Source organism: Microvirga lupini, from assembly GCF_014191055.1.
GTDB classification, from domain to species: domain Bacteria; phylum Pseudomonadota; class Alphaproteobacteria; order Rhizobiales; family Beijerinckiaceae; genus Microvirga; species Microvirga lupini_A.
The window spans coordinates 171,786-196,510 of sequence record NZ_JACHWB010000003.1 but is presented as its reverse complement, the minus strand read 5'-3'; the positions used below and the strand labels follow the sequence as shown (position 1 = coordinate 196,510).

General features: G+C 62.4%; 15 protein-coding genes. 6 read left to right on the top strand and 9 right to left on the bottom strand.

From position 1 onward, the window contains the following. Window positions 1-40 precede the first annotated feature (40 nt). The 4 genes from accC to FHR70_RS12350 form a co-directional block, all read right to left on the bottom strand. Window positions 41-1,399 (bottom strand): acetyl-CoA carboxylase biotin carboxylase subunit, encoded by a 1,359-nt coding sequence (gene accC, locus FHR70_RS12365; protein WP_183450581.1) that lies wholly within the window; start codon window positions 1,397-1,399, stop codon window positions 41-43. Window positions 1,400-1,407: 8 nt separating this feature from the next. Next, on the bottom strand, window positions 1,408-1,875 hold the full coding sequence (accB, locus tag FHR70_RS12360) for an acetyl-CoA carboxylase biotin carboxyl carrier protein (RefSeq protein WP_183450579.1): 468 nt from the start codon (window positions 1,873-1,875) through the stop codon (window positions 1,408-1,410). A 27-nt stretch (window positions 1,876-1,902) separates the two neighbouring features. After that, on the bottom strand, window positions 1,903-2,370 hold the full coding sequence (gene aroQ / locus FHR70_RS12355) for a type II 3-dehydroquinate dehydratase (protein WP_183450577.1): 468 nt from the start codon (window positions 2,368-2,370) through the stop codon (window positions 1,903-1,905). Between the two features lie 232 nt (window positions 2,371-2,602). Further along, window positions 2,603-3,382, bottom strand: coding sequence for a DsbA family protein (locus tag FHR70_RS12350; protein WP_183450575.1), 780 nt, complete (start codon window positions 3,380-3,382; stop codon window positions 2,603-2,605). Window positions 3,383-3,682: 300 nt separating this feature from the next. Between FHR70_RS12350 and FHR70_RS12345 the strand changes: the two genes are divergently transcribed. Next, window positions 3,683-4,864, top strand: coding sequence for a pyridoxal phosphate-dependent aminotransferase (locus tag FHR70_RS12345; RefSeq protein ID WP_183450573.1), 1,182 nt, complete (start codon window positions 3,683-3,685; stop codon window positions 4,862-4,864). Between the two features lie 255 nt (window positions 4,865-5,119). Here the strand turns inward: FHR70_RS12345 and FHR70_RS12340 are convergent, their stop codons facing one another. Then, window positions 5,120-7,822, bottom strand: a complete 2,703-nt coding sequence (locus FHR70_RS12340) for an Rne/Rng family ribonuclease (RefSeq protein ID WP_183450572.1) — start codon at window positions 7,820-7,822, stop codon at window positions 5,120-5,122. Between the two features lie 606 nt (window positions 7,823-8,428). Between FHR70_RS12340 and FHR70_RS12335 the strand changes: the two genes are divergently transcribed. The 3 genes from FHR70_RS12335 (at window position 8,429) to prfB (ending at window position 13,539) form a co-directional block, all read left to right on the top strand. Further along, entirely contained in the window at window positions 8,429-9,673 is a 1,245-nt protein-coding gene (locus tag FHR70_RS12335; RefSeq protein WP_183450571.1) for an N-acetylmuramoyl-L-alanine amidase, read from the top strand. A 110-nt stretch (window positions 9,674-9,783) separates the two neighbouring features. Then, complete coding sequence (locus tag FHR70_RS12330; RefSeq protein ID WP_183451623.1) at window positions 9,784-12,228, top strand: penicillin-binding protein 1A; 2,445 nt, start codon at window positions 9,784-9,786, stop codon at window positions 12,226-12,228. Between the two features lie 182 nt (window positions 12,229-12,410). Next, window positions 12,411-13,539, top strand: a protein-coding gene (gene prfB / locus FHR70_RS12325; RefSeq protein WP_183450570.1) for a peptide chain release factor 2 whose coding sequence is annotated in 2 segments (ribosomal slippage) — window positions 12,411-12,479 and window positions 12,481-13,539 — 1,128 coding nt in all. Because the reading frame shifts where the segments join, the coding sequence is not laid out codon by codon here. A 107-nt stretch (window positions 13,540-13,646) separates the two neighbouring features. Here the strand turns inward: prfB and FHR70_RS12320 are convergent. Beyond that, window positions 13,647-15,092: a matrixin family metalloprotease gene (locus FHR70_RS12320; protein ID WP_183450569.1), complete on the bottom strand. Its 1,446-nt coding sequence runs from the start codon at window positions 15,090-15,092 to the stop codon at window positions 13,647-13,649. Window positions 15,093-15,172: 80 nt separating this feature from the next. Further along, window positions 15,173-15,640 carry a peroxiredoxin gene (locus FHR70_RS12315; RefSeq protein ID WP_183450568.1) on the bottom strand — a complete coding sequence of 156 codons (468 nt, stop codon included), beginning with the start codon at window positions 15,638-15,640 and terminating at the stop codon, window positions 15,173-15,175. Window positions 15,641-15,801: 161 nt separating this feature from the next. Here FHR70_RS12315 and FHR70_RS12310 point away from each other — a divergent pair, with 161 nt between their 5' ends. Further along, a complete protein-coding gene (locus FHR70_RS12310; RefSeq protein WP_183450567.1) occupies window positions 15,802-19,266 on the top strand; it encodes a YhdP family protein in 3,465 nt (1,154 codons plus the stop codon). A 4-nt stretch (window positions 19,267-19,270) separates the two neighbouring features. Here the strand turns inward: FHR70_RS12310 and tyrS are convergent, their stop codons facing one another. Beyond that, entirely contained in the window at window positions 19,271-20,533 is a 1,263-nt protein-coding gene (gene tyrS / locus FHR70_RS12305; RefSeq protein WP_183450566.1) for a tyrosine--tRNA ligase, read from the bottom strand. 287 nt (window positions 20,534-20,820) lie between these two features. Here tyrS and FHR70_RS12300 point away from each other — a divergent pair, with 287 nt between their 5' ends. Beyond that, window positions 20,821-23,760 (top strand): M10 family metallopeptidase, encoded by a 2,940-nt coding sequence (locus FHR70_RS12300; RefSeq protein ID WP_183450565.1) that lies wholly within the window; start codon window positions 20,821-20,823, stop codon window positions 23,758-23,760. Window positions 23,761-23,854: 94 nt separating this feature from the next. On the opposite strand, the gene FHR70_RS12295 is transcribed toward FHR70_RS12300, so the two are convergent. Continuing rightward, window positions 23,855-24,511: an alpha/beta hydrolase gene (locus FHR70_RS12295; RefSeq protein WP_183450564.1), complete on the bottom strand. Its 657-nt coding sequence runs from the start codon at window positions 24,509-24,511 to the stop codon at window positions 23,855-23,857. Window positions 24,512-24,725: the final 214 nt, after the last annotated feature.

The window sequence follows — 24,725 nt, the reverse complement described above, 5'->3', positions numbered from 1 at the left end:
ACTGCAGCCAGAATAGCGGGGCCGATATTTCATAACAATATTATTCAGTTTCCCCCAGACCGCCCGTCTTCAGGAAATTCTCGAGCCAGTGAATGTCGTACTGGCCGTTCTGAATCTCAGGGTTGCGCACGAGGGTGCGGAAGAGCGGCAGCGTGGTGTCGATACCATCGACCACGAACTCGTCGAGAGCCCGGCGCAGGCGCATGAGGCACTCGTTGCGGGTTCGGCCATGGACGATGAGCTTGCCCACGAGGGAATCGTAGTGCGGCGGGATGCGGTAGCCCTGATAGGCTGCCGAGTCGACGCGCACGCCGAGGCCGCCCGGCGGGTGGAAATAGCTGATCGTGCCGGGCGAGGGGCGGAAGGTCGAGGGATGCTCGGCATTCACGCGGCATTCGATGGCGTGGCCTTCGATCTTGATATCTTCCTGCTTCACCGAGAGCGGGTGTCCGGCCGCCACGCGGATCTGCTCGTTCACCAGGTCGATGCCGGTGATCATCTCGGTGACGGGGTGCTCCACCTGGATGCGGGTGTTCATCTCGATGAAGTAGAACTCGCCGTCCTCGTAGAGGAACTCGATGGTGCCCGCGCCCGCATATTGCAGCTCCTGCATGGCCTTGGCCACGACGCCACCGATACGCTCGCGCATCTCGGTGTTGAGGGCGGGCGAGGGACCTTCCTCCCAGACCTTCTGGTGGCGGCGCTGCAGCGAGCAGTCACGCTCGCCCAGGTGAATGGCGTTGCCCTTGCCGTCGCCCAGCACCTGAATCTCGATGTGGCGCGGCTTCTCGAGGTACTTCTCGATATAGACCGCATCGTCGCCGAAGGCAGCCTTGGCCTCGGTCTTGGCCGTCTGGAGCGCGTGGACGAGGTCCTCCTCCGTGCGCGCTACCTTCATGCCGCGCCCACCGCCACCGGCGGCCGCCTTAATGATCACCGGGTAGCCGATCTCCTTGGCGACGCGCTTGGCCTCGTCCTCGTCGGTGATGCCGCCCTCGGAGCCGGGCACGCAGGGGATGCCGAGGCGCTTGGCCGTGCGTTTGGCCTCGATCTTGTCGCCCATGATGCGGATATGCTCCGCCTTGGGGCCGATGAATGCGATGCGGTGATGCTCCAGCACCTCCGCGAAGCGGGCATTCTCGGACAGGAAGCCGTAGCCGGGATGGATCGCGTCGGCGCCGGTGATCTCGCATGCGGCGATGAGGGCCGGGATGTTGAGATAGCTGTCGCGAGCGGCCGGCGGGCCGATGCAGACGCTCTCGTCGGCAAGGCGCACATGCATGGCGTCCGCGTCAGCAGTGGAATGCACCGCCACGGTGGCGATGCCGAGCTCCTTCGCGGCGCGCAGGATGCGCAGGGCGATCTCGCCTCGATTGGCAATGAGGATCTTATCGAACATATCGCGCCTTACTCGATGACGAGGAGGGGTTCGCCGTATTCAACAGGAGTTCCGTCTTCGACAAAGATGGCGGTCACGGTGCCGGCACGGGGCGCCACGATCTCGTTGAAGGTCTTCATAGCCTCGACGAGCAGGACCTTGTCGCCGGCCTGCACCTTGGAGCCGATCTCCACGAAGGCCTTCGCGTCAGGCGACGGCTTGCGGTAGGCGGTGCCGACCATCGGGGAGAGCACGGCGCCCGGATGGGGAGCGCCCGGCTTGGCGGTCTCAGGGGCGGCGGCAGCCGGAGGTGGGGCGATGACGGGTGCGGGGGCTGCGGGAGCCGCCATCGGAACCGAGACAGCGGCCGTGACCGTGCGCGCCACACGGATACGAAGGTCGCCCTTCTCCACTTCGATCTCGCTGAGATCCGTGTCGGCGATCAAATTCGCCAGCTCGCGGACGAGATCAGGATCGAAAGGGTTTTCCTTGGCCATGGGGCTTACCTCTGCTTTTTTGAGGATCTAGTGCTGGGAGGGTTTCGCCTGGCGGCCCCGCTCGGCCATCACCCGGTGAACCGCTTCCAGGCCGAGCAGGTAGCTCATGGACCCGAAACCACAGATCACCCCGACGGAGACGGGCGCTATGAGCGAGCGATGGCGAAAGCCCTCGCGAGCATGAACATTCGACAAATGGATCTCGACCGTCGGAGCGCCGCTGCCGGAGATGGCATCGCGGAGCGCGATCGAGGTGTGGGTGTAGGCGCCGGCATTGATGACGATGCCCGCGCCCTGCGCTCCCGCTTCATGGATCCAGTCGACCAGATGTCCTTCATGGTTCGACTGGCGGAAGGTGACCGCCGTCCCTAGGGTCTCAGCCTTCTCGCGCACGAGCTTCTCGATATCGGCCAGCGTGGTGCTGCCATAGATCTGAGGCTCTCTGCGGCCGAGCAGGTTGAGGTTGGGTCCGTTGAGGACGAAGACGGTGGTCATCGGATAAGGAGCGTTCCTTGAAGCTCCGTCAGGCGGAGCCGAAACGCCCTCTTAGCCAAAAGGCGAGCAGGGGGAAAGGGGAAAACCGGGGCTTTCCCAAGCTTGGCGGCGGTTCCGAAAGGGCAGAGGGCCGTTTTTCACCCTTCGTGGCCGGGCTGGTCCCGGCTATCCACGTCTTTTGAGAGGTTAAGACGTGGATCCTCGGAACAAGTCAGAGGACGACGCCGAGAAACTACCCGCAATTCGCCTTGCCGCACTGGCGGACATTATCCACGAGCTGCTTCAGGGGCTCCAGGCCGACGGCGCCGGGGATGACCGTCTCGCCGACGATGAAAGCAGGGGTTCCGGAGAGGCTCAGCTTGTCGCCCAGGGCCATGTTCTCCTGGAGGGCATTGCGGATCTCGGCGCTCTCCAGGTCCTTCTGCAGGCGGCCGATATCGACGCCCATGTCCTTGGCCACGGTCATGGCCCGCTCGCCGTTGACCCGGCCGCGGGTGTCCATGACCTTCACGTGGTAGTCGAAGAGCTTCTGTCCCTGGAGCTGGTTCTTGACCGCGAGAGCCACACGGCTCGCCTCGACGGAATCAGGCCCGAGGACCGGGAAGTCCTTCAGGACCACGCGGAGCTTGGGATCGCTCTTCATGAGTGTCTGAACGTCGGCCAGCGCCTTCTTGCAGTAGCCGCAATTGTAGTCGAAGAACTCCACAAGCGTGACGTCCCCGGATGGGTTTCCGACCACATAGGAATGCGAGGCGTTCAGGAGCGACTGCCTAGTTTCCTTCACGGCGCCCGCCTGCGCCACCTGCTGAGCTTCCGCCTGCCGCTTTTCCAGCTCGGAGATCACCTCGGTCAGGACCTCCGGATTCTTCAGGAGATATTCTTTCACGACCTCGCCGATGGCCTGCTTCTGCTGCTCGGTGAAGACCGGGCTCTGTGCCATAGCGGCGGGAGCCATGGCCAATGTGCCGAGCAGGGCCACAGCCTGGCCGATTTTGAGAAGCGAAGAGCGCATATTGGGTCCTTTGCGGAGAATTCCTTGAAACAAGTCCGCTCCTTAACCACGGTTCAAGGCGGAGTTGAGACTCGTCTATCCTATCGCGAGTTAGCGGCTTGAGGAGGGCGGCGTCAAATCACGGGTTTGTTTCGCGCCTATCTATAACGGCTGGTTGTCATCCCCCGGCGGCCGGGGGGCGGGACGGGGATCCTCTCATGGGATCAATACCATGGATTTCCTTCCCCTCCGCTGCGCTCCGGCCGGGAAAGACACGGAACCGTCTTGAGGCCTCTCCCGCAACGGGATACGACCCTGCCCATGACCAAATCATCCGCCGATCTCCGTTCGCCTCTCATCGCGCGCCGCATGGACCGCGTCGCTTCGTTCCTCGCCATGGACGTGCTGAGCGCGGCCGCCGCCAAGGAGCGGCGAGGGGACAGCGTGATCCACATGGAGGTGGGCCAGCCGTCGGCGCCCGCGCCCCGGGCCGCCCGCGAGGCCGCGAAGGCAGCTTTGGATCTTGGCCGTATCGGCTATACGGAGGCGCTGGGCATGTCCGCCCTGCGCGAGCGGATTGCCCGGCATTACCGCGACACCTATGGGGTGAGCATCGCGCCGGAGCGGGTGGTGGTCACCACCGGTTCCTCGGCAGGGTTCGTGCTGGCATTCTTAAGCCTCTTCGATCAGGGCCAGCGTGTGGCGATCACGGCGCCGGGCTATCCGGCCTACCGCAACATCCTGGAGGCGCTCGGCATCGAGCCGGTGACGATCCCGCTCGCCAAGGCGGACGGCTGGATCATGACCGCCGAGGCCATCGAAAAGGCCCATGCGGAGAAGCCCCTGCACGGCATTCTGGCCATGAGCCCGGCGAACCCCTCCGGCACCATGATCGGCCGCAAGGCGCTGGCCGGGCTAGGCGAGACCTGCCGCCGACTCGGCCTGTGGTTCGTCTCCGACGAGATCTATCACGGCCTGACCTACGGCGAGCCGGCCTCGACCGCACTCACCTCGGACGACGATGCGGTGGTGATCAATTCGTTCTCGAAATACTATTGCATGACCGGCTGGCGCATCGGCTGGATCGTGGTGCCCGAGCGGCTGGTGCGGCCTATCGAGCGTCTGGCGCAAAACCTCTACATCTCGCCGCCCTATCTCTCGCAGGTGGCGGCACTCGCAGCGTTTGACGCCATGGAGGAACTTGAGGCCGTCAAGGCAGGCTATGCCCGCAACCGCGCCTATCTGCTGGAGGAGTTGCCCAAGGTCGGCATCACCGAGATGCACCCGGTGGACGGAGCCTTCTACATCTATGCCGACATCGCCCGCTTCACGAACGATTCCATCGGCTTCTCGAAGCGCATGCTTGAGGAGGCGGGAGTGGCCGCGACGCCAGGCCTGGATTTCGACCCGATCGAGGGTTCACACTATCTGCGCCTGTCCTTCGCCGGTTCCGAGAACGATTGCCACGAGACCGTGGCGCGGCTGAAGGGGTGGTTGAAGTAGCACAGCTCCCGTCATGATCGGCCTTTTGCCGGTGATCCATGCTTTCTTCGCTTTAACCCACCAACCTCATCCTGAGGGGCAGCCGCGAGGCTGCGTCTCGAAGGAGATTCCAGAGAGCGCTGGATCCTCCTTCGAGACGGTTGCTGACCCGACCTTCTCAGGATGAGGATAGTGTTTGCTAGAAAGCGGATGGCTGCAGCAGTGTAGAGTTCAAACGGAAATGCCCGGCACTGAGCCGGGCATTTCTGTTTGTTCTTACGATCCGCTCAGGACCGACTTGGCCTTGGACCACCAGCCGGCGCGCTTGGGGCGCTCCGGGTCAGGCGGGGTCAGCACCACGGCGACCGGCTCGGGCTCCGGGATGACCGGGGCGGGAGCGGCGGGCTCCTCGGCCACGGGCTGCTGCGGAGCCACGATGCGCTCTTCCTCGGCGACCGGCTTGGGAGCCTCGGTCACGGACTGGGCCACAGCGGGAGCGACCTCGTCGGAAGCGGGTGCCGCCTCCGTCTGATCGGGGGTGACGAAGCCTTCCTCCTGGGCGAACTCGACGGTCTCGTCACGGCCGCGCCCACGACCGCCGCGGCGGCCGCGACGGCGGCGGCGTCCGCCGCGCTCCTCATCGGATTCGCCGGCCTCGGCCGATGCAGCCTCGGCTTCGGAGGTTTGGGCCTCTGCCTCTTCGTCGCCGGACTCGCCTTCAGATTCGTCGCCCTCGGCGCTCTCGTCGCCTTGGTCGGCTCCGGCGAAGGCCTCGCGGTCGCGGCCCCGACGGCGACGACGGCGGCGGCGGCGGCGGCGGTCGCCTTCGCTCTCGCCCTGCTCACTGCGCTCTTCGCCAGCGGCCTGAATGTCCTCGGCGGTCTCCTCTTCGGTCTCGACCTCATCCTCCTCGACAGGCTCGTCGATCGGCACGATGGCGTCGATCTGGATGCCGGTCGCGGCCGACTTGTGCTCCAGCTTCAGGGCCGGGTCACCACGGTCGATGGCGTAGGTGGTGTGGCCCTGCAGGGTGTCGTCGGCCACGATGGAGATCGCCACGCCGAAACGGCTCTCCAGCTCGCGCAGATGAATGCGCTTCTGGTTCAGGATGTAGAAGGCCGCCTCCATCCTGGTGCGGACCACGAGGTTGTAGCCCGAATTCTTGATGAGAGTTTCCTCGATCGAGCGCAGTACCTGGAGGGCGACCGACGGAGTCGAGCGCACGAAGCCGGTGCCGGCGCAGTGCGGGCAGGGGATCGAGGAGGATTCGAGCACGCCGGTGCGGATGCGCTGGCGCGACATCTCGAGCAGGCCGAACGGGGAGATGCGGCCCACCTGGATGCGGGCACGGTCGTTCTTCAGGCACTCGTTCAGCTTCTTCTCGACCGCGCGGTTGTTCCGCTTCTCCTCCATGTCGATGAAGTCGATGACGATGAGGCCGGCGAGATCGCGAAGGCGCAGCTGGCGGGCGATTTCCTCCGCGGCTTCGAGGTTCGTGCGAAGGGCCGTGTCCTCGATATTGTGCTCGCGGGTGGAGCGGCCGGAGTTCACGTCGATGGAGACGAGCGCTTCCGTCGGATTGATGACCAGATAGCCGCCTGATTTCAGCGTCACCACATTCGAGAACATGGCGTCGAGCTGAGCCTCGACGCCGAACTTGGCAAAGAGCGGCTGCGGGTCGCGGTAAGGCTGGACCAGCTTGGCATGGCTCGGCATGAGCATGCGCATGAAGTCCTTGGCCTCGCGATAGCCGTCCTCACCGGCGACCATCACGTCGTCGATGTCCTTGTTGTAGAGGTCGCGGATGGCGCGCTTGATGAGGGAACCTTCCTCGTACACGAGAGCCGGGGCAGCGGACTTCAGGGTCAGCTCGCGCACGCTCTCCCACAGGCGCATCAGGTATTCATAGTCCCGCTTGATCTCGGGCTTGGTGCGCGAGGCACCGGCCGTGCGCAGGATGATGCCCATTCCATCCGGCACCTCCAGCTCCTGGGCGATCTCCTTCAGGCGCTTGCGGTCGGCCGCATTGGTGATTTTACGCGAGATGCCGCCGCCCCGGCCCGTGTTAGGCATGAGCACCGAATAGCGGCCGGCGAGCGACAGGTAGGTGGTGAGAGCCGCGCCCTTGTTGCCGCGCTCCTCCTTGACGACCTGGACCAGCAGGATCTGGCGGCGCTTGATGACTTCCTGGATCTTGTACTGCTTGCGCGGGGTGCGCCGGCGCGGGGGCAGATCCTCGATGGCGTCGTCGCCGCCGAGCTGCTCGACGATCTCGTGCTCCTCGACGTCGTCCTCGTCCTCGTCGGACTCATCCTCGTCGTCAGCGTCCGTATCGTCTTCGGTCGTGCGAGCCTCGGTGTCTTCCGGCTCCTGGTCAGCCTGCGGCGCTTCGATATGGGCCGATCCCTCGACCGCCTCGAGTGCGTCTTCTCCAGCGCCCTCTTCGGGAATGGCGCCCTCGGTCGGGGCCGCAGCTTCAGATGCCTCTGTAGGACCGGTCTCACCGAGGGATTCGGTGCCTTCGGCGGCGCCGGACGACAGGCCTTCGGGAGCGGCCTCGACGCCTTCCTCGGTGCCCGCCTCGGCTTCGGTCGAGACGACGGTCTCATCATTCTGGGCGCGGCGTTGCGAGGACCGGCGGCGGCGGCCACGGTTGCTGCGCCTCTCCTCTTCGTGCTCCTCCTCGGCTTGAGCTTCCGCCTCGGCTTCGAGCAGCGCCTGCCGGTCAGCGACCGGGATCTGGTAGTAATCGGGATGGATTTCGCTGAAAGCGAGGAACCCGTGGCGGTTTCCGCCGTATTCCACAAAGGCCGCCTGGAGAGACGGTTCGACCCGGGTGACCTTGGCGAGATAGATATTCCCGCGCAACTGCTTCCGGTTAGCGGATTCGAAGTCGAATTCTTCGACCTTCTGACCGCGTACCACCACGACCCGGGTTTCTTCCGGGTGGGAGGCATCGATGAGCATCTTGTTTGCCATGTTGAACTCTCGACATGGCGATCGAGGGCAGGACCTGAGGCAGGGGCCGCATTGTGGGCGGTAAGGCACGCCGCGGATAAAGGCGGCGGGCTGAAATTGCGTTCGGAGTGCTGTCGATCGCCATCCTGCGCCGCGTTGGGGCGCATTCTGGGTTGAATTGGGCCGGCACGGAGCCGGAAAGGGTGGTGCTGGGGCGTGCGCGAAGGGATGCGCGCGATTCGAACGATGCAGAAACGAAGGTCATAGCTGACTTCGTGTGTGCAACCATTCGAGACGGCCCTTTCGTAGATATCGATGGGCCGGCTGAGCCGGCCATCGGCGAGTGGCGACAGGCGTCGCCCTGTGATCCTGTCCGTGAGCCTGTCGATGGTGAGGCGGTCCCTGAAGGATCGGTCAACACAACCGTCTCCCTTGGAGCCGCCGTCAGATTCGGCCATGCCGGACGGGATCAAGATCATTACAGATCGAATGGGGCATTTGGCAAGATGCTGTCTCACTGTGCCATGAATGCAACAGAGTCTCAGCAAAGTGCCTCCCGGCGTGAGGTTCCGTTAACCAAGCGGCGCCTAAGAGTATAGGAAGGACGCTCAAAACCAGCGATCAGCGATGCCTCTTTCCCTCCTCATACGCTTTGTCGGCGCGTGCCTCGTGGCGATCATCCTCGCTGCCGGGGCGGGGCGTGCCTGGGCTGCAGGAGATGGCGCGAAGCCCGCAACCCCGGTCATCGCGGCAGCCGCTACTGTTGAGACGGACGGCGGGAAGACCCGGTTCAAGGTGACCCTCTCGAAGCCGGTCACGGCGCAGGTCTCACTCATGGAACGCCCGGATCGGCTGATCATCGACCTGCCGGAGGTGGCCTTCCATCTTCCGGCCGAGGCCGGACGCGGCAAGGAAGGGCTCATCGCCTCCTACCGCTACGGACTTTTCGCGCCGGGACGCTCGCGGGTGGTGATGGAGTTGGCGCAGCCTGCGGTCGTGTCCGGCCTGACGACCGCTCCGGACGCGACGGGCGCCGCCACGATCCTGACCATCGAGCTCTCCCGCGTCGATCGGGAGGAGTTCCGCAAGGCGGCCTTGGAGAGCGCCGCTCCGGCCAAGGATAGCCCTGCGCCGGTCGTGCAGGCTGCCAAGGATGCTCGCCCGGTGATCATGATCGATCCAGGCCACGGCGGCATCGATCCGGGTGCGGCAGCTTCTTCGGGCAGCGTGGCCGAGAAGGATCTGGTGCTCTCCTTTGCCCAGCGGCTGAGGAAGAAGCTTGAGGACGGCGGGCGCTACAAGGTGCTCATGACCCGCGACCATGACGTGTTCGTCTCCCTCGGCGACCGGGTGCGGGCCGCTCGCTCTGCCCAGGCCGATCTCTTCATCTCCATCCACGCGGACTCGATCTCAGGCGGGCAGGATGTGCGGGGCCTGACGGTCTATACCGGGTCCGAGCGGGCGTCGGACGCGGATTCCGCACGGCTGGCCGATCGCGAGAACAAGGCCGACGCGGTGGCGGGCGTCGAGTCGGGCGACATGCCGGACGACGTGTCCGACATCCTGATGGACCTGACGCTTCGTGAAACCCGCGGCTTCTCCCACGGCTTCGCTTCCCGTCTTGTGGGCGAGTTCGATTCTGTCGCACGCCTCAACAAGAACCCGCACCGGCAGGCGCGCTTCCAGGTTCTGCGGGCCCACGACGTTCCGTCCGTTCTTGTCGAACTTGGCTATCTGTCGAGCCAAAAAGACTTAGATTTGTTGATGTCCGAGGAATGGCGGGCCAAGATGGTCTCGGCCATGTCGAATGCCGTCGATCGTTTCTTCGCTACCCGGTTCGCCCGGAGGGGCGCTGCCGCAGTTTTACCATAGAATGAGTGTGGATACCCGTAGCGGGGGCGCGATTCATCGGATAACGAGGGTCCGCGTTTCAAGATCGATATAAACGGGCGCCTGAAGGCGCCGTCATGGAATACCTTCGGATGCGGTTTGTCCTACGATTTTTCGGCTTCCTCTTCAGCGTTGGAGCGATCTTCTTCCTGATCGGCGCTGTCGGGCTCGCTTATGGATTCTGGTTCTATTCGAAGGATCTGCCGGATCACGCCCAGCTCGCGAATTACGAGCCGCCGGTGATGACGCGGATCCACGCGTCGGACGGCAGCCTGATCGCCGAATATGCCCGCGAGCGCCGGCTCTATGTGCCGATCGATTCCGTGCCCAAGCTCGTGATCGGGGCCTTCCTGTCGGCCGAGGACAAGAACTTCTACAAGCACCCGGGCATCGACCCGGAAGGGCTGATGCGCGCCATCGTGATCAACCTGCGCTCGGGCGGGGCGCGGGAGCAGGGCGCTTCCACCATCACCCAGCAGGTGGCCAAGAACTTCCTCGTCGGCAACGAGCGCAGCTATGAGCGTAAGATTCGTGAGGCGCTGATCGCGCTACGCATGGAATCGACCTTCTCGAAGGACAAGATTCTTGAACTCTACCTCAACGAGATCTTCCTCGGGACCCTAACCCCGGGACGTAATCTTCATGGCATTGCGGCGGCCGCCCTCGACTATTTCGGCAAGTCGATCCACGAACTGAGCATTGCGGAAGCCGCCTATATCGCGGCGCTCCCGAAGGGCCCCAACAACTACCACCCGTTCCGCCAGCGCAAGGCCGCGATCGAGCGCCGGAACTGGGTGATCGAGCGCATGGCCGTCAACGGCTATATCTCCAAGGAGGCGGCGGACGAGGCCCAGAAGGAGCCGCTCAACGTCAAGCCGCGGAATGTCTCCCCGAACAGCATCGCGTCCGGCTATTTCGCCGAGGGCGTGCGCCGCGACATCGCCGAGCGCTACGGCGAGGAGACCCTCTATGAGGGCGGCCTGCTGATCCGCTCGACCCTCGATCCCAAGATGCAGGCCATGGCCCGCAAGTCGCTGGTGGACGGCCTCGTGCGCTTCGACGAGGCGCGGGGCTGGCGTGGCGCCCAGCAGAAGATCGATCTGGCCGGCCGCGAATGGGGCCTCGCCCTGTCCGAGGTGCCGGTTCTCGGCGACGTTCAGCCCTGGCGCCTCGCCGTGGTGCTGGAAGTCGCGCGCGGGCAGGCCAAGATCGGCCTTCAGCCCAGACGCGAAGCCTCCGGCCAAGTCGTGAAGGATCGGGAGACCGGCGCCATCACGGCCGATGGCGTGAAATGGACCCGCCGACCCGTCGAGCGTGCCGTTTCGGTCGGCGACGTGGTCTATGTGGAGCCTCTGGCGGATAAGGACGGCCAGTTCCGCCTGCGCCAGATGCCGGAGATCTCGGGCGCCATCGTGGCCATGGATCCGAATACGGGCCGTGTTCACGCCATGGTGGGCGGCTTCTCCTATGACCAGAGCGAGTTCAACCGGGCCATCCAGGCGATGCGCCAGCCAGGCTCGTCGTTCAAGCCGATCGTCTATGCCACCGCCCTCGACAACGGCTACACCCCGTCATCGCAGGTTCTCGACGGCCCGTTCGTTCTCGACATGGGGCCTGGGCAGGAAGCTTGGGCGCCGAAGAACTACGACGGCAAGTCGACCGGTGTGCGCACGCTCCGCTACGGGATCGAGCATTCCAAGAACCTGATGACCGTGCGCCTGGCCAACGAGGTCGGCATGCCGGTCATCTCGGAATACTCACGCCGTTTCGGCGTCTATGACGACATGCTGCCGCTGCTCTCCATGTCGCTGGGCGCCGGCGAGACCACGGTCATGCGCATGACGGCGGCCTATTCCATGTTCGTCAATGGCGGGCGCCGCATCAAGCCCACCCTGATCGACCAGATCCAGGACCGCAACGGCCGGACGATCTACCGTCATGACGACCGCAAATGCGCGAACTGCAACGCGGAAAAATGGGATGGCGGCGCCGCGCCCAAGCTCACCGAGAACCGGGAGCAGGTGATCGATCCGCTCACCGCCTACCAGATCACCTCGATCCTGGAAGGCGTGGTTCAGCGCGGCACTGCCCAGACGGTCAAGGCCGTCGGCAAGCCGCTCGCGGGCAAGACGGGGACCACCAACGATGCCAAGGACGTGTGGTTCGTCGGCTTCTCGCCGGATCTCGCCGTGGGCGTGTTCCTCGGCTACGACCAGCCGAAATCGCTCGGCAATGCGGCCACGGCCGGTCAGTATGCCGCGCCGGTCTTCCGCGACTTCATGCAGATGGCGCTCAAGGACAAGCCTGCGACGCCGTTCCGCGTGCCGGCCGGTATCAAGCTCATCCGCGTCAACGCCTCGACCGGCACTCGCGCGGGCGGCGAGGGCGGCGGCACGATTCTCGAGGCTTTCAAGCCCGGACAGTCCCCGCCGGAATTCGTGCCGCCGGAGCCTGAGGAGATCCCGCAGGCGGAGTACCAGGGTAATCCAGCAGCGCCCCGACAGGCCGGAGGCGTGGGACCCGGCGGATTGTACTGACGGGCTCTCATCGCCATATCGACGCCTATCCACATCAAGAGAAGCGGAAGCCCTTCAGCCTTACCGGGCTGAAGGGCTCCTCCGATCGACTCAGGGCACTCTGCGCCTCGAAGTACATTCCCCTTTGAGGCCCGATGCTCTAAGACGCCGTCACCACAGGCACGGACAGAACGAACGGAACCATGCGCGCCGAAATTCAACACCTCGTAGAAGAGACCAAGCAGTCAGTCGGGCTGCTGAGGAGGCATCTTTGACTGGGATACCGCCCAGCGCCGCCTTGCGGAACTGAACGCTCAGGCCGAAGACCCTAACCTCTGGAACGACGCCGATGCCGCGCAGAAGATCATGCGTGAGCGCACCTCACTCGAGGACCAGATCTCGGCCGTGAAACGCCTCCAGCAGGAGCTTGAGGACGCCATCACCCTGATCGAACTCGGCGAAGCCGAGGAGGATGAGGATACGATCCGTGAGGGTGAGGAGGCGATCCGCAATCTCCAGGCCGAGGCCGCCCGCCGTCAGGTTGAGACCCTTCTCTCGGGCGAAGCCGACGCAAACGACACCTATGTGGAAGTGCATTCGGGTGCCGGCGGCACCGAAAGCCAGGATTGGGCCAACATGCTCCAGCGCATGTATGCCCGTTGGGCCGAGCGCCGGAAGTACAAGGTCGAGCTTCTGGAGATCACCGACGGCGAAGAGGCCGGCATCAAGAGCGCTACGCTCCTGATCAAGGGGCACAACGCCTATGGCTGGCTGAAGACCGAGTCGGGCGTGCACCGGCTCGTGCGCATCTCGCCCTATGACTCGAACGCCCGCCGCCATACGAGCTTCGCGTCGGTGTGGGTCTACCCGGTGGTGGATGATCGCATCAACATCGAGATCAAGGAATCCGACTGCCGCATCGACACGTTCCGCTCCTCGGGCGCGGGCGGCCAGCACGTGAACACCACGGACTCGGCCGTGCGCATCACGCACATTCCGAGCGGCATCGTGGTGGCCTGCCAGCAGGAGCGCTCCCAGCACAAGAACCGGGCAACCGCCTGGAACATGCTGCGCGCCCGGCTCTACGAGGCCGAGCTGAAGAAGCGCGAGGAGAAGGCCAATGCCGAGGCGGCCGCCAAGACCGATATCGGCTGGGGCCACCAGATCCGCTCCTACGTGCTGCAGCCCTACCAGATGGTGAAGGACCTACGCACGGGCGCCCAGTCCACGAGTCCGCAGGACGTTCTCGACGGCGACCTCGACCCCTTTATGGAAGCCTCACTCGCCCAGCGCGTCTATGGCGGAGAGGCTGAGGTGGAAGATATCGATTGAAACGCCTCTTTCTGCAGTCGCAGTTCTGTTGCTGCGATGCAGGATAAGATCAACATTAGTAAAAGAGCCCACTCAAGTGAGTGGGCTCTCGCGATCAGTCGTCAGGTCTATACGACAATAAAGTCGTAGGAGTAGATCGATACAGGTTCCTGGAACCTTGCGAAGCGCAGAGCAGCTGCGGGCCCGGAACCGTCTGGATCATATGAAAGGGATTGCTCGGCATCGTTGAAGAGGATTCTGTCATCCGCATCCTTCGCGGTTATGCCGTCCACAAAGGCCGAATAGCTCAGAAATCCTGGGGCCAAAGTGGTGAAGACCGTCGAAGATAGAACGATCGTATCGTAGTCGAAGTCCACGATCAGGTCGATGTCGTCGACACCATTGAACCAAGTATCGAAAACAAAATGATCGGTGCCTTCGCCGCCTTTCAGGATGTCGCTGCCTGCACCTCCATGCAGGGTGTCGTTGCCGTCCTCACCGCTTAAAACATCGCTGTCGGTGTCTCCATGGAGAGTGTCATCGTCATCGCCACCATCCAAGTTGTCGCCCCCCGCACCTCCGTGCAGGATGTCCTCGCCATCGTCGCCCTTCAGGACATCATTGCCGGCGTCACCATACAAGCTGTCATCGCCATAACCGCCGCCGAGATTGTCATTGCCGGTGTCGCCTCGCAGGAGGTCGTCGCCGATGCCGCCTCTCAGGACATCGTTGCCAAAATGCCCGTACAGCTCGTCGTCGTCCTCTCCGCCGCTTAGGAGGTCGTTACCAAGTCCGCCGTGCAGACTGTCATCTCCTGCAAAGCCGTAGAGCTTGTCGCTGCCGCTGGCTCCCTTGATGACGTCCTTGGCATTGACGCCATAGATCGTATCCGCCTTGCTCTTGCCGGTCTGGGACAGCGTTGCCTTGGTCTTGTTCCAGCTCCACGTCGCCACATGGCGCCCATCCTGAGAAGGATTGCCGTAGAGGGCGCGAATGGCCTCGATGTCCAAGGCTCCAAGTTGGACGGGCCCCATTTTGAGGTCGGCCCCCGTGTAGCTCATGACGGTATGCTTGACGTTGTCGAGGTCCGAGCCCAGCAGCTTCTTGTTGTGAGGCATCTTGTGGAAGGGATGCTTGAGGCCCAGCGCGTGACCGATCTCGTGAAGCAGGACGTAAAGCTTGAAATTGTAGCTCTGCGAGAGTTCCGTCCGGTACCGGCTGTTCAGATAAATGTTGCCGCCGCTTTCATCCCTTTCCTGGTCCGTCCAACCTTCGAAGCTGTCTCGGGTCAGTTCCGGAAACTCTGCCCAACCGCTGGCGTCCTGCCAAGTCCAACCCCACTGGAACTTCAGCTCGGCATCACCCTTTTTAACCTCGAGAAACTGGATGCCGCAGGCATCGCCCCACATCTTCAGGGCTTTTTGTGCCATGGCCCTGTCAGCGCTGCCGAACTTCGACGAGTCCCAGGACAAGGCGTTGAAGCTGTAGGTGAGAAAAACGGGTCTCTTGGCGGTCTTCAAAGAGGAAGAAGCATTCCAGCTTTGGCCGGAGAGGATGGCTGTGTGGTTAGACATCAGAGGATTGCTACTCAGGAAGGTCGGATAATGTGACGATGGAATATTGTCATAATTGGCCGCAATGAGCCATCCTGTCGCTAACCGAGAGCCTGGGCTGCCTTCAGCACCTCCTCCGCATGGCCCGGCACTTTCACCTTGCTCCAAACCTGGGCGATGACACCGTTCCGGTCGAGCAGCACGGTGGTGCGCTCGACGCCCATGTATTTGCGGCCATACATGCTCTTCTCGACCCAGACGCCATAGGCCTGGAGCATGGCCGTGGCCTCGTCCGAGGCCAGGGTGAAATCCAGCCCGTATTTGGCTCGGAACTGATCATGGCTCTTCAGCCCGTCGGGCGATACGCCCACGATCTCTGTATCGGCGACCGCAAACGCGGCTCTCAGAGCCTGGAAGTTCTGGGCCTCCAGGGTGCAGCCGCTGGTGTCGTCCTTCGGGTAGAAGTACAATACGACTTTGCGGCCTTTCAGCCCGTCGAGGCTGATCTCCCGACCATCTGTCGCAGGCAGGGAGAAGTCCGGAGCCCTGGCTCCAATGCTAAGGGACATGAAACGCCTTCCTTTTGGCGGAATGTACTGTTTGGAAACCTCTGGTGTGCACGACTGACGGGGAAGCAGTCGCGGGACGCCCCCGAGGCGGCTAAGGTCATATTTCTTGATTCCCCGAATGGCGCTCATGCGCAAGAACCGGATTGCTTGACGTCACAAGAATGAAGCTGCCCCTGCGTAACACGTTGTCCCGGCGAGACCCGGCCAAGCGAAGCCTCCTCCGGCGCCTGTTGCGTGGCACTCTCTATGTGAAGCTTGGCCTGCTGGTTTTCGTGGCTGCGGCCTTCGGATTGCTCTACCTGCGCCTGGCGGCGGCTCCCATGAGCTTCGGGCGTCTGCCCGAGCGGGTCGCGGAGGCGCTGGCATCCCGCATCGGGCCCGGCTGGAACGTCACGCTGCGCAATACGGCCATCGAGTTGCATGACGGCTCGCCAGCGCTGCGGGCCAATGGCCTCGACATCCGTGCTCCCGGCGGAGATCTCGTGCTCAGGGCACCTTATGCGATCCTGAGCGTGGATCTGACCTCGCTGCTGACGGCCAATCTTCAGCCCAAAGCCGTCGAGGTGCGCGACCTTCAACTGCGGGTTCGGGTGAACCGGGACGGCTCGCTTTCCTTCTCGCCCGTCCAGGAAGTTGAGGGGGAGGGTGCCCAGCCCACCCCGGCCGTACAGGAGCCCTCCAAAGAAGCCGCTGCATCGATGGCCCGCGACGTTGACGGGCCTTCCCCAGTGTCCGGCACAGTCGGGTCGCTGCTTGAGCTGATCGTCGGCCCCGGAAGCGTTCTGAACTCTCTCAATCAGGCGCAGCTGACCAATGCGCGTCTCGTCTTCATCGATGCGGATGGCCGCGAAAGGGCGAGGTTCCAGCGCGTCGACGCAGCTTTCGACTGGACGGAGAACGGGGGGCGCCAGTTCGCCGCCACGGTCGAGGGACCACAGGGATCCTGGCAGCTGAATGGCGATGCGACTGTGGACGGCAAGGACACGTACCGGGCCAGCATCGTGGCCGACAGGGCGCCGATCACGGACATTCTCCTGCTCTCCGGAGCCTCCGAGGTGCCGGCCAGCACCGATCTCGAATTTTCGGGCCGATTCGACCTTGCCTTTGCGGAAGGACGGGTCACGGAGCTGAAGACTCGGCTCGAGAGCAGTCCCGGGACGGTCCAGATCCAGGACGAGGATACATCTGCATTCCCGGTCGAGAAGGCTGTCATAGAGGCCAACTGGAATGAGAGCGCGAAGGCTCTCGAATTACCGCGCATTGAGGCGAAAGGCGGGGAAACGAACCTGCGCCTGCAGGGTCGTCTCCTGGCGGCCAACGGCAATGAGCCCTGGCGCCTGAGCCTCGGGGGGCGGGACATCACCTGGTCAGGCGCTGCGGCAGGAGACCGGCCCTTGCAGGTCAGCGAGTTCGCGGCGGACCTCTCCGGACACGATGGTGTCAGGATCAACGGCATCACGCTCAAAGGCCCCGAGCTTTCCGCCCGCATCAGCGGCCTCCTCGCTGCCACCGCCGACCCGAAGGGGCTGAGGCTCGATGTGCGCGCCGAGAAAACCGACATCCGTTCGGCCTTGCGAATTTGGCCGGAAGCCGTGGCTCCCCCAGTCCGGCGGTATCTGGTGTCCCATCTGAAGGCCGGCCTGCTTGAGTCCATCGATCTCAAGGTGGCGATGACCGGGGCCGACATCGAGAAGGCACTGAATGGCGGCCCGACACCCGACGAATCCCTGAAGATCGCCTTTGCCGTCTCCAACGGCACCCTGCAGGTCGATGAGGGCATCCCGCCGATCTCAGGCCTGAACGCGACCGGCCAGGTGACCGGACAGAAGGTGCTCGTCCGGGCTCCGGTGGGCCTCGTCCAGATGGCGAACAATCGCTCCCTGTCGGCTTCCGAGGGGGCCTTCGTCCTGGACAATTACTGGGACGACAACGGGGTGGCGCGGATAGACTTCCGCCTGACGGGAGGGGCCGACGGCCTCGGTGCGCTCCTCCTGGAGCCACGGATCAAGGAGATCGCAGGCTTCAACATCGATCCCGCCACCATGAAAGGCAGAACGGATCTGCGGGTCGGCATCGGTCTGCCGGTCCATGACATTCCCGCGTTCAAGGACCTGCCGTTGAAGGTCGGTGGAACGGTCAGTGATTTCGGTGTCGATGGTTTCTTCGGCAAGGATCGCCTGGAGGGCGCCGACCTCACGATCGCCTATGACCGGGGCGATCTCGCTGTCAAAGGCAATGGCAAGCTCGCCGGTAGCACGGCCGTCATCGATCTCCAGAAGAACCGGCAGGGCGGACAGGCCAGCGTGGCCTTCTCTCTCGACGAGGCTGCACGGAGCCGACGAGGGCTGTCCTTCGGCTCTCAGCTCACCGGCACCGTCGGCCTCAAGGCCAGCTTGCCGTTGGGCGAGAATGCGCCATCGGTCATCAATGTCGAGGCGGATCTGGCCAAGGCCGGAATCGACCAGCTCGTGCCGGGCTGGGTGAAGCCGGCCGGCCGGCCGGGCAAGCTCACCTTTACCATGGTAGAGGGGCCGACGAGCGAGATCCGGGACCTTCAGCTCGACAGCGGCAATGTCCAGCTGCGGGGCCATGCCACGCTGACCAACGAGGGCGGCCTGGACAAGGCGGAGCTTTCGACCTTAAAGCTCTCGCCGGGCGACGACATGCGCGCCCAGATCGAGCGTTCTAGCGGGATCTACAAGGTCACGATCCGGGGCAATGTGGGCGATGCGCGCCCCTTCGTGAAAGGCGGCGGAACGGCTCCCGCGGGCGGGCGCAACGGATCGGCGAGCAAGGACAGCAAGGATTTCGACCTCGATCTGAACCTGAATATCCTGACCGGCTTCAACGAGGAGGCGATCACCAATGCCTCCGTCAAGGCGGCCATGCGCAAGGACAGCCTGCGCCAGCTCGACCTGAAGGGGCGCCTCGGCGCGACCGACATCATCGGCCGCACCATTCCCCAGGCTGGAGGCAGCCCGGTGGTCATCCTCCAAGCGGAGGATGCGGGCGCGCTCCTGCGGTTCACCGACATCTACAAGCGCATGTCGCGCGGCAATCTCATTTTGCAGCTCTCCACCGGCGACGAGCCGCAGGCCGGACATGTGATCATGCACTCCTTCGCGCTGGTCAACGAACCGGCTCTGCGCCGCATCATCCCGACCCAGACCCAGATCGTCGCGGGACGCGATCAGGCCGGGAGACCACAGATGGTCCGGGTCGATGTGAACGAGGTCCAGTTCACCAAGGCAAGGCTGGAGTTCTCCCGCAGCGCCGGACGCCTCGATTTCAAGGATGCGGCCATCTGGGGCAACCAGATCGGATTCACCCTGGGCGGGTTCATAGACTATGCCCGCGACCGCCTTGATGTCTCGGGAACCTTCGTCCCGGCCTACGGGCTCAACAACGTCTTCGCCCAGGTGCCGCTGTTTGGGCCGCTGCTGGGCGGCGGGCAGAATGAGGGACTGTTTGCCGTCAATTTCCGCCTGAACGGGCAGGCGAGCGCACCGTCCTTGTCAGTCAACCCGCTCTCGGCGGTGGCGCCGGGATTCCTGCGCAAGCTCTTCGGCGTGGGAGCCGAGAGCGCGCCGCAGACCGGTTCGCTACCGACGCCTCCCGACCGGTAAGACCTTATACAGCGCGCAGGAGCACGTGCTTCTTCTTGCCGAAGGACAGCTTGATCACGCCCTCGACTGTCACATCCGACAGGCTCAGGGTCCCGCGCTCATCCGATACGGCCTGATCATTGACCCTGAGGCCGCCGCTCTTGATCTGCCGGCGCGCCTCGCTTGATGACGGGACCAGCTTGGCGTAGTCCGGCCCGAAGGCTGCCAGCACCCCAAGCCCGCCTTCGAGCACATTTGACGGGACTTCGATGGTGGGAAGGCTCTCCGCCAGCGCCCCCTGCTCGAAGGTCTTGCGGGCGGTTTCGGAAGCCAGTTCCGCCGCCTCGCGGCCATGGAGGAGGGCGGTCGCTTCCGTTGCGAGAACCTTCTTGGCCTCGTTGATGTCGGCGCCCTGGAGCGCTTCCAGTTTGGCGATTTCGTCCATGGGCAGAATGGTGAAGAGCTTCAGGAAGCGGGCGACATCCGCGTCCTCGGTGTTGCGCCAGAACTGCCAGTAATCGTAGGGGCTCAGCATATCGGCGTTGAGCCAGACCGCCCCTGAGGCCGTCTTGCCCATCTTGGCGCCGGAGGCTGTCGTCAGGAGGGGACAGGTGACGGCATAGAGCTGCGGCGTGCCGAGGCGACGGCCGAGATCGATGCCGTTGACGATGTTGCCCCACTGGTCCGAGCCGCCCATCTGCAGCACGCAGCCATAGCGCTTGTTGAGCTCCACGAAGTCATAGGCCTGGAGGATCATGTAGTTGAATTCCAGGAACGACAGCTCGTGCTCCCGGTCGAGGCGCAGCTTCACGCTGTCGAAGGACAGCATGCGGTTGACGGAAAAATGCCGGCCCACGTCGCGCAGGAACTCGATGTAATTGAGCTTGGTCAGCCACTCGGCGTTATCGACCATCATGGCATCGGACGTGCCGTCTCCGAAGGAGATGAAGCGCGAGAAGACGGTCCTGATGCTGTCCTTGTTGGCTTCGATCTGCTCGACGGTCAGGAGCTTGCGGCTCTCATCCTTGCCGGAAGGATCGCCCACCCGGGTCGTGCCGCCTCCCATGAGGGTTATCGGCTTCCCGGCCCCGGTTTTCTGCAGCCAGTGCAGCATCATGATGGAGAGCAAGTGTCCCACGTGGAGAGACGGGCCGGTGCAGTCATAGCCCACATAGGTGGTGAGCCGATTTTCCAGGGCCGCCGTATCCACACCTTCGAAGTCGGAGGTTTGGTGAATGAAGCCCCGCTCGGTGAGCACCTTCAGAAAATCGGATTTCGGCGCGTTCATCGCGTCTCTCTCATCGGGTTTGGTCAAGAAGTGGGACCTCTAGCAGCTTCGGCAGTGAAATTCACGCGGTTTTGCCACCGGTTAAGCTGTAAGTCTTGTATGCAGCGGAAATGGTCAGGCAATACGAGATGCCTAAATCCGACTATCCCAGCTACCTGTGGAATTATGGTTGGAGCCATGCAGGAAGATTCATTTATAGGATAAATATCCTATATAGAGGACGGAACATTGACAAAGCTGAGCCATACTTTATGTTAATGTAACATTATTAAATTAGGGTGTGTCCGATGTCTTGGATTTCAGATGCTTTCAGATCCGCAGGGCGGTGGGTAGCCGATCGTGTCGAAGACATAGGAAATGAGCTTGAGGATCTCGCCAATTCTGCTTGGAACTGGGTCAACGATAGTGTCTCAGCCTTCCCTCTAAAATTTTTCTCTTATATGGCGACCGTATTTCCGTCTTGGTCATTTTGGGGGGTGCAGTACTTTAAGCCTGATCATGCCGATAGCGATGTAAATGCTTTGATGACAGGAACTAAGTGGAGTGGATCGACGATAACATATTCATTGCCCGATTCTAAATCCGATTACGGTTTGATAGACCCGAGCGCATCCGGATTTTATAGACTCTCAAGTTCCGGTGAAGACGCGGTTCATCGTGTTATGGGCACAGTAGCCGGGTACGTGAATACCGGTGTTTCATATGTTGGCCGCGATAGTGCCGATATTAAAGTTGCTGGTTTTGAGCCAGGATCTGTCATCAGTCGCAGTCATGGGTACTATCCTGGCGTGCCATTGTATGGTGGCGATACATGGATAAATCTTAAGGGGTATAACAATTTCAGTAAGGGCACTTACGCTTACTTCCTGACTATGCATGAACTCGGCCACTCCTTAGGGCTCAAGCATTCGCACGATCATGTTGACGGTCTTCCGAGGATGTCTGCTGCCCACGATAGCACTGAATACACGGTGATGTCGTATAATGACACGCTAGAGCGCCCGCAGTCTTTCATGCAATACGATATTGCTGCCTTGCAGGCGATGTACGGAGCGGATTTCACGACAAACAACAACAATACCCGATATAATTGGAATTCCGCCACAGGTGAGATGTATGTCAACGGAGTCAGTCAGGGTGCAACCGAAAGCGCCCGTATTTTCCTGACGATTTGGGATGGTGGCGGTATCGATACTTACGATCTGTCCAACTATTCCGAAGGCGCTGTAATCGATCTCACGCCTGGTGGCTTCTCTCGGTTCTCTACCACGCAGCTTGCTAAGAAGACCGTGTCGACCACGGTCAACGGTAACGTTTACAATGCTTTCCAGTATAACGACGATGGTCGCTCGTTGATCGAAAACGCAATTGGCGGCAACGACAAGGACCAGATACTGGGCAACAGAGCCAACAATTCTCTTCAGGGCCTTGGAGGGGATGATGTGCTAACCGGGCAAGCTGGAAACGATACGCTTGAAGGTGGTTCTGGTGACGACATCCTCAACGGTGGAACTGGCGCGGACCGGCTGATCGGCGGCGCCGGGCTTGGCGACATGGCAGCCTATAATGGTGTCGGCGGTCAGGGAGTCACAGTTAATCTGGCTAATCCGCAATTCAACACCGGCGAGGCTGCGGGCGATACCTATGACGGCATCGAGAACGTGGCCGGCACCGCCTATGCCGATGTCCTGACGGGCGATGCCAAGAGCAATATTCTCTATGGTCTCGGATCCGATGATATCCTTCGGGGTGGCCTGGGTGCCGACGTGCTGGTGGGCGGAGAGGGCTTCAACTGGGCCTCATACATGGAGGCAGCCTCAGGCGTCGTGGCCGATCTTTCGAACACGGGCCTGAACACAGGCGAGGCTGCGGGCGATACTTACATCGAGATCCGCGGATTGCAGGGCTCGAACCATGCGGACCATCTTTCAGGAGATTCCAGCTCCCGGGGCAATGCCTTGGCCGGACTCGGCGGAAACGACATTCTGACCGGTCGTGCCGGTAACGACACCCTTGAAGGTGGCGAGGGTGACGACATTCTCAACGGTGGCGCCGGTGCCGACCGTCTGATCGGCGGCGCCGGTCTCGGCGATATGGCGGCTTACAATGGCGTCAACGGGCAGGGAGTATCGGTCAATCTGGCCAAGCCGCAGTTCAACACCGGGGAGGCTGCCGGCGACAGCTATGACGGCATCGAGAACGTGGCCGGTACCGCGTATACCGACATTCTGACGGGGGATGCCAAGAACAACATTCTCTATGGTCTGGGTTCCGACGACATTCTGCGCGGTGGGCTCGGCGCCGACGTCCTGGTGGGTGGCGAGGGCTTCGATTGGGCGTCCTATGCCGACGCGGTCTCAGGCGTACGGGTGGACCTCGTCAACCGCAGCGTCAATACGGGGGAAGCCGCGGGCGACAGCTTCATCGAGATCGAAGCCCTGCAGGGTTCGAATTTCGGCGACTCCCTTGCGGGCGATGGCAACGGCAATGCGCTTTCTGGTCTCGAAGGCAACGACGTGCTGCATGGCCGCGACGGGGGCGATCATCTCGATGGCGGCGCCGGCGACGATATCCTCAACGGCGGTGCAGGCGGCGATATCCTGATCGGCGGCGGCGGCTTCGACTGGGCGTCCTACATGGATGCCACCTCAGGCGTGACCGCGGATCTTGCCAACCGTGCCACCAATACGGGTGAAGCGGCAGGCGACGTCTATAACGCCATCCAGGGTCTGCAGGGCTCGACATTCGGTGACGTTCTGAATGGCGATGAAGGCGGAAACGCGCTTTCGGGTCTTGAGGGTAGCGATCTCCTGCAGGGACGGGGCGGCAACGATCATCTTCACGGTGGGGAAGGCAGCGATACGCTCTCCGGTGGTGCGGGTTCCGACCATCTGGTCGGCGCTGCAGGTGCTGATCGGTTCCGGTTCGACGCAGCGTTAGGTACGAGCAATGTCGATATCATAGCAGATTTCAGCGTCTCGGAAGACAAGATTGAGTTGGATGGCCGAGTGTTTACAGGCCTCTACGCATACAACTCAGGCGGCCTCGTAGAGTGGAACTTCAGCATCGGGACACGGGCAACCACGCAGTATAGCCAGATCATTTACAACAACACGACTGGCGAGCTGTTCTACGACGCTGATGGCGCGGGAGCTACGGCTCAAGTCAAGTTTGCCGATATCTCGAAAGGCCTGGCTCTAACACATTCCAACTTCCTGCTTGTGTAGTTGGGCAGTACGATCTCGACGTGACTTAAACGGGAAGGGCGCCGGCTGATCGATCAGCCGGCGCCCTTTTTGTCTTATAGAAAGATGGAGGCTTTTAAGCTGCCTCTTCCGTCGTGCCGAGGCGCTTGTCGAGGTACTCGTCGACGGACACCATGAGTTCGTCGACCCGACCGTCAAAGAAGTGGTTGGCGCCGTCGATCACCGCGTGTTCGAGCTTCACGCCCTTCTGGGTCTTCACCTTCTCGATGACGCTGATCACGTCCTTGACCGGAGCCACCCGATCTTCCGAGCCATGGACGAACAGGCCGGAGGACGGGCAGGGAGCAAGGAACGAGAAGTCGTAGCGGTTCGCCATGGCGGCAATCGAGATGAAGCCTTCGATTTCCGGGCGGCGCATGAGAAGCTGCATGCCGATCCAGGCGCCAAAGGACACGCCGGCGATCCAGCAGGCGCGGGCATCCGGGTTCATGGCCTGTGCCCAGTCGAGGGCGGCGGCCGCATCGGAGAGTTCGCCTTGGCCGTGATCGAAAGCGCCCTGGCTGCGGCCGACGCCGCGGAAGTTGAACCGCAGGACCGAGAAGCCGCGCTTCGCGAAGTCATAGTAGAGGTTGTAGACGATCTGGTTGTTCATCGTCCCGCCGAATTGCGGGTGCGGGTGCAGGATGATGGCGATGGGAGCGCCCTTTTCCTTGGCAGGCTGATAGCGCCCTTCGATGCGACCGGCAGGACCCGTAAAGATGACTTCAGGCATAGACGCGAACCTCTTGCTCACCCCTCCATCGGGAGAGGGAAAACCCGTGACGACCTTGACTCCAGGCCGCGGATCCTCATAAAAGAACCCTTAGAACTGTTCTAAAATGTTCCAATGTTTCGATTCATCCGAGCGGCTTTGTTCAGCGGATGAGACATCGGACAGATGTGGTTGTGGTGCTTTAGCACGGCAACCTAGGTCGATTGCAAGAATT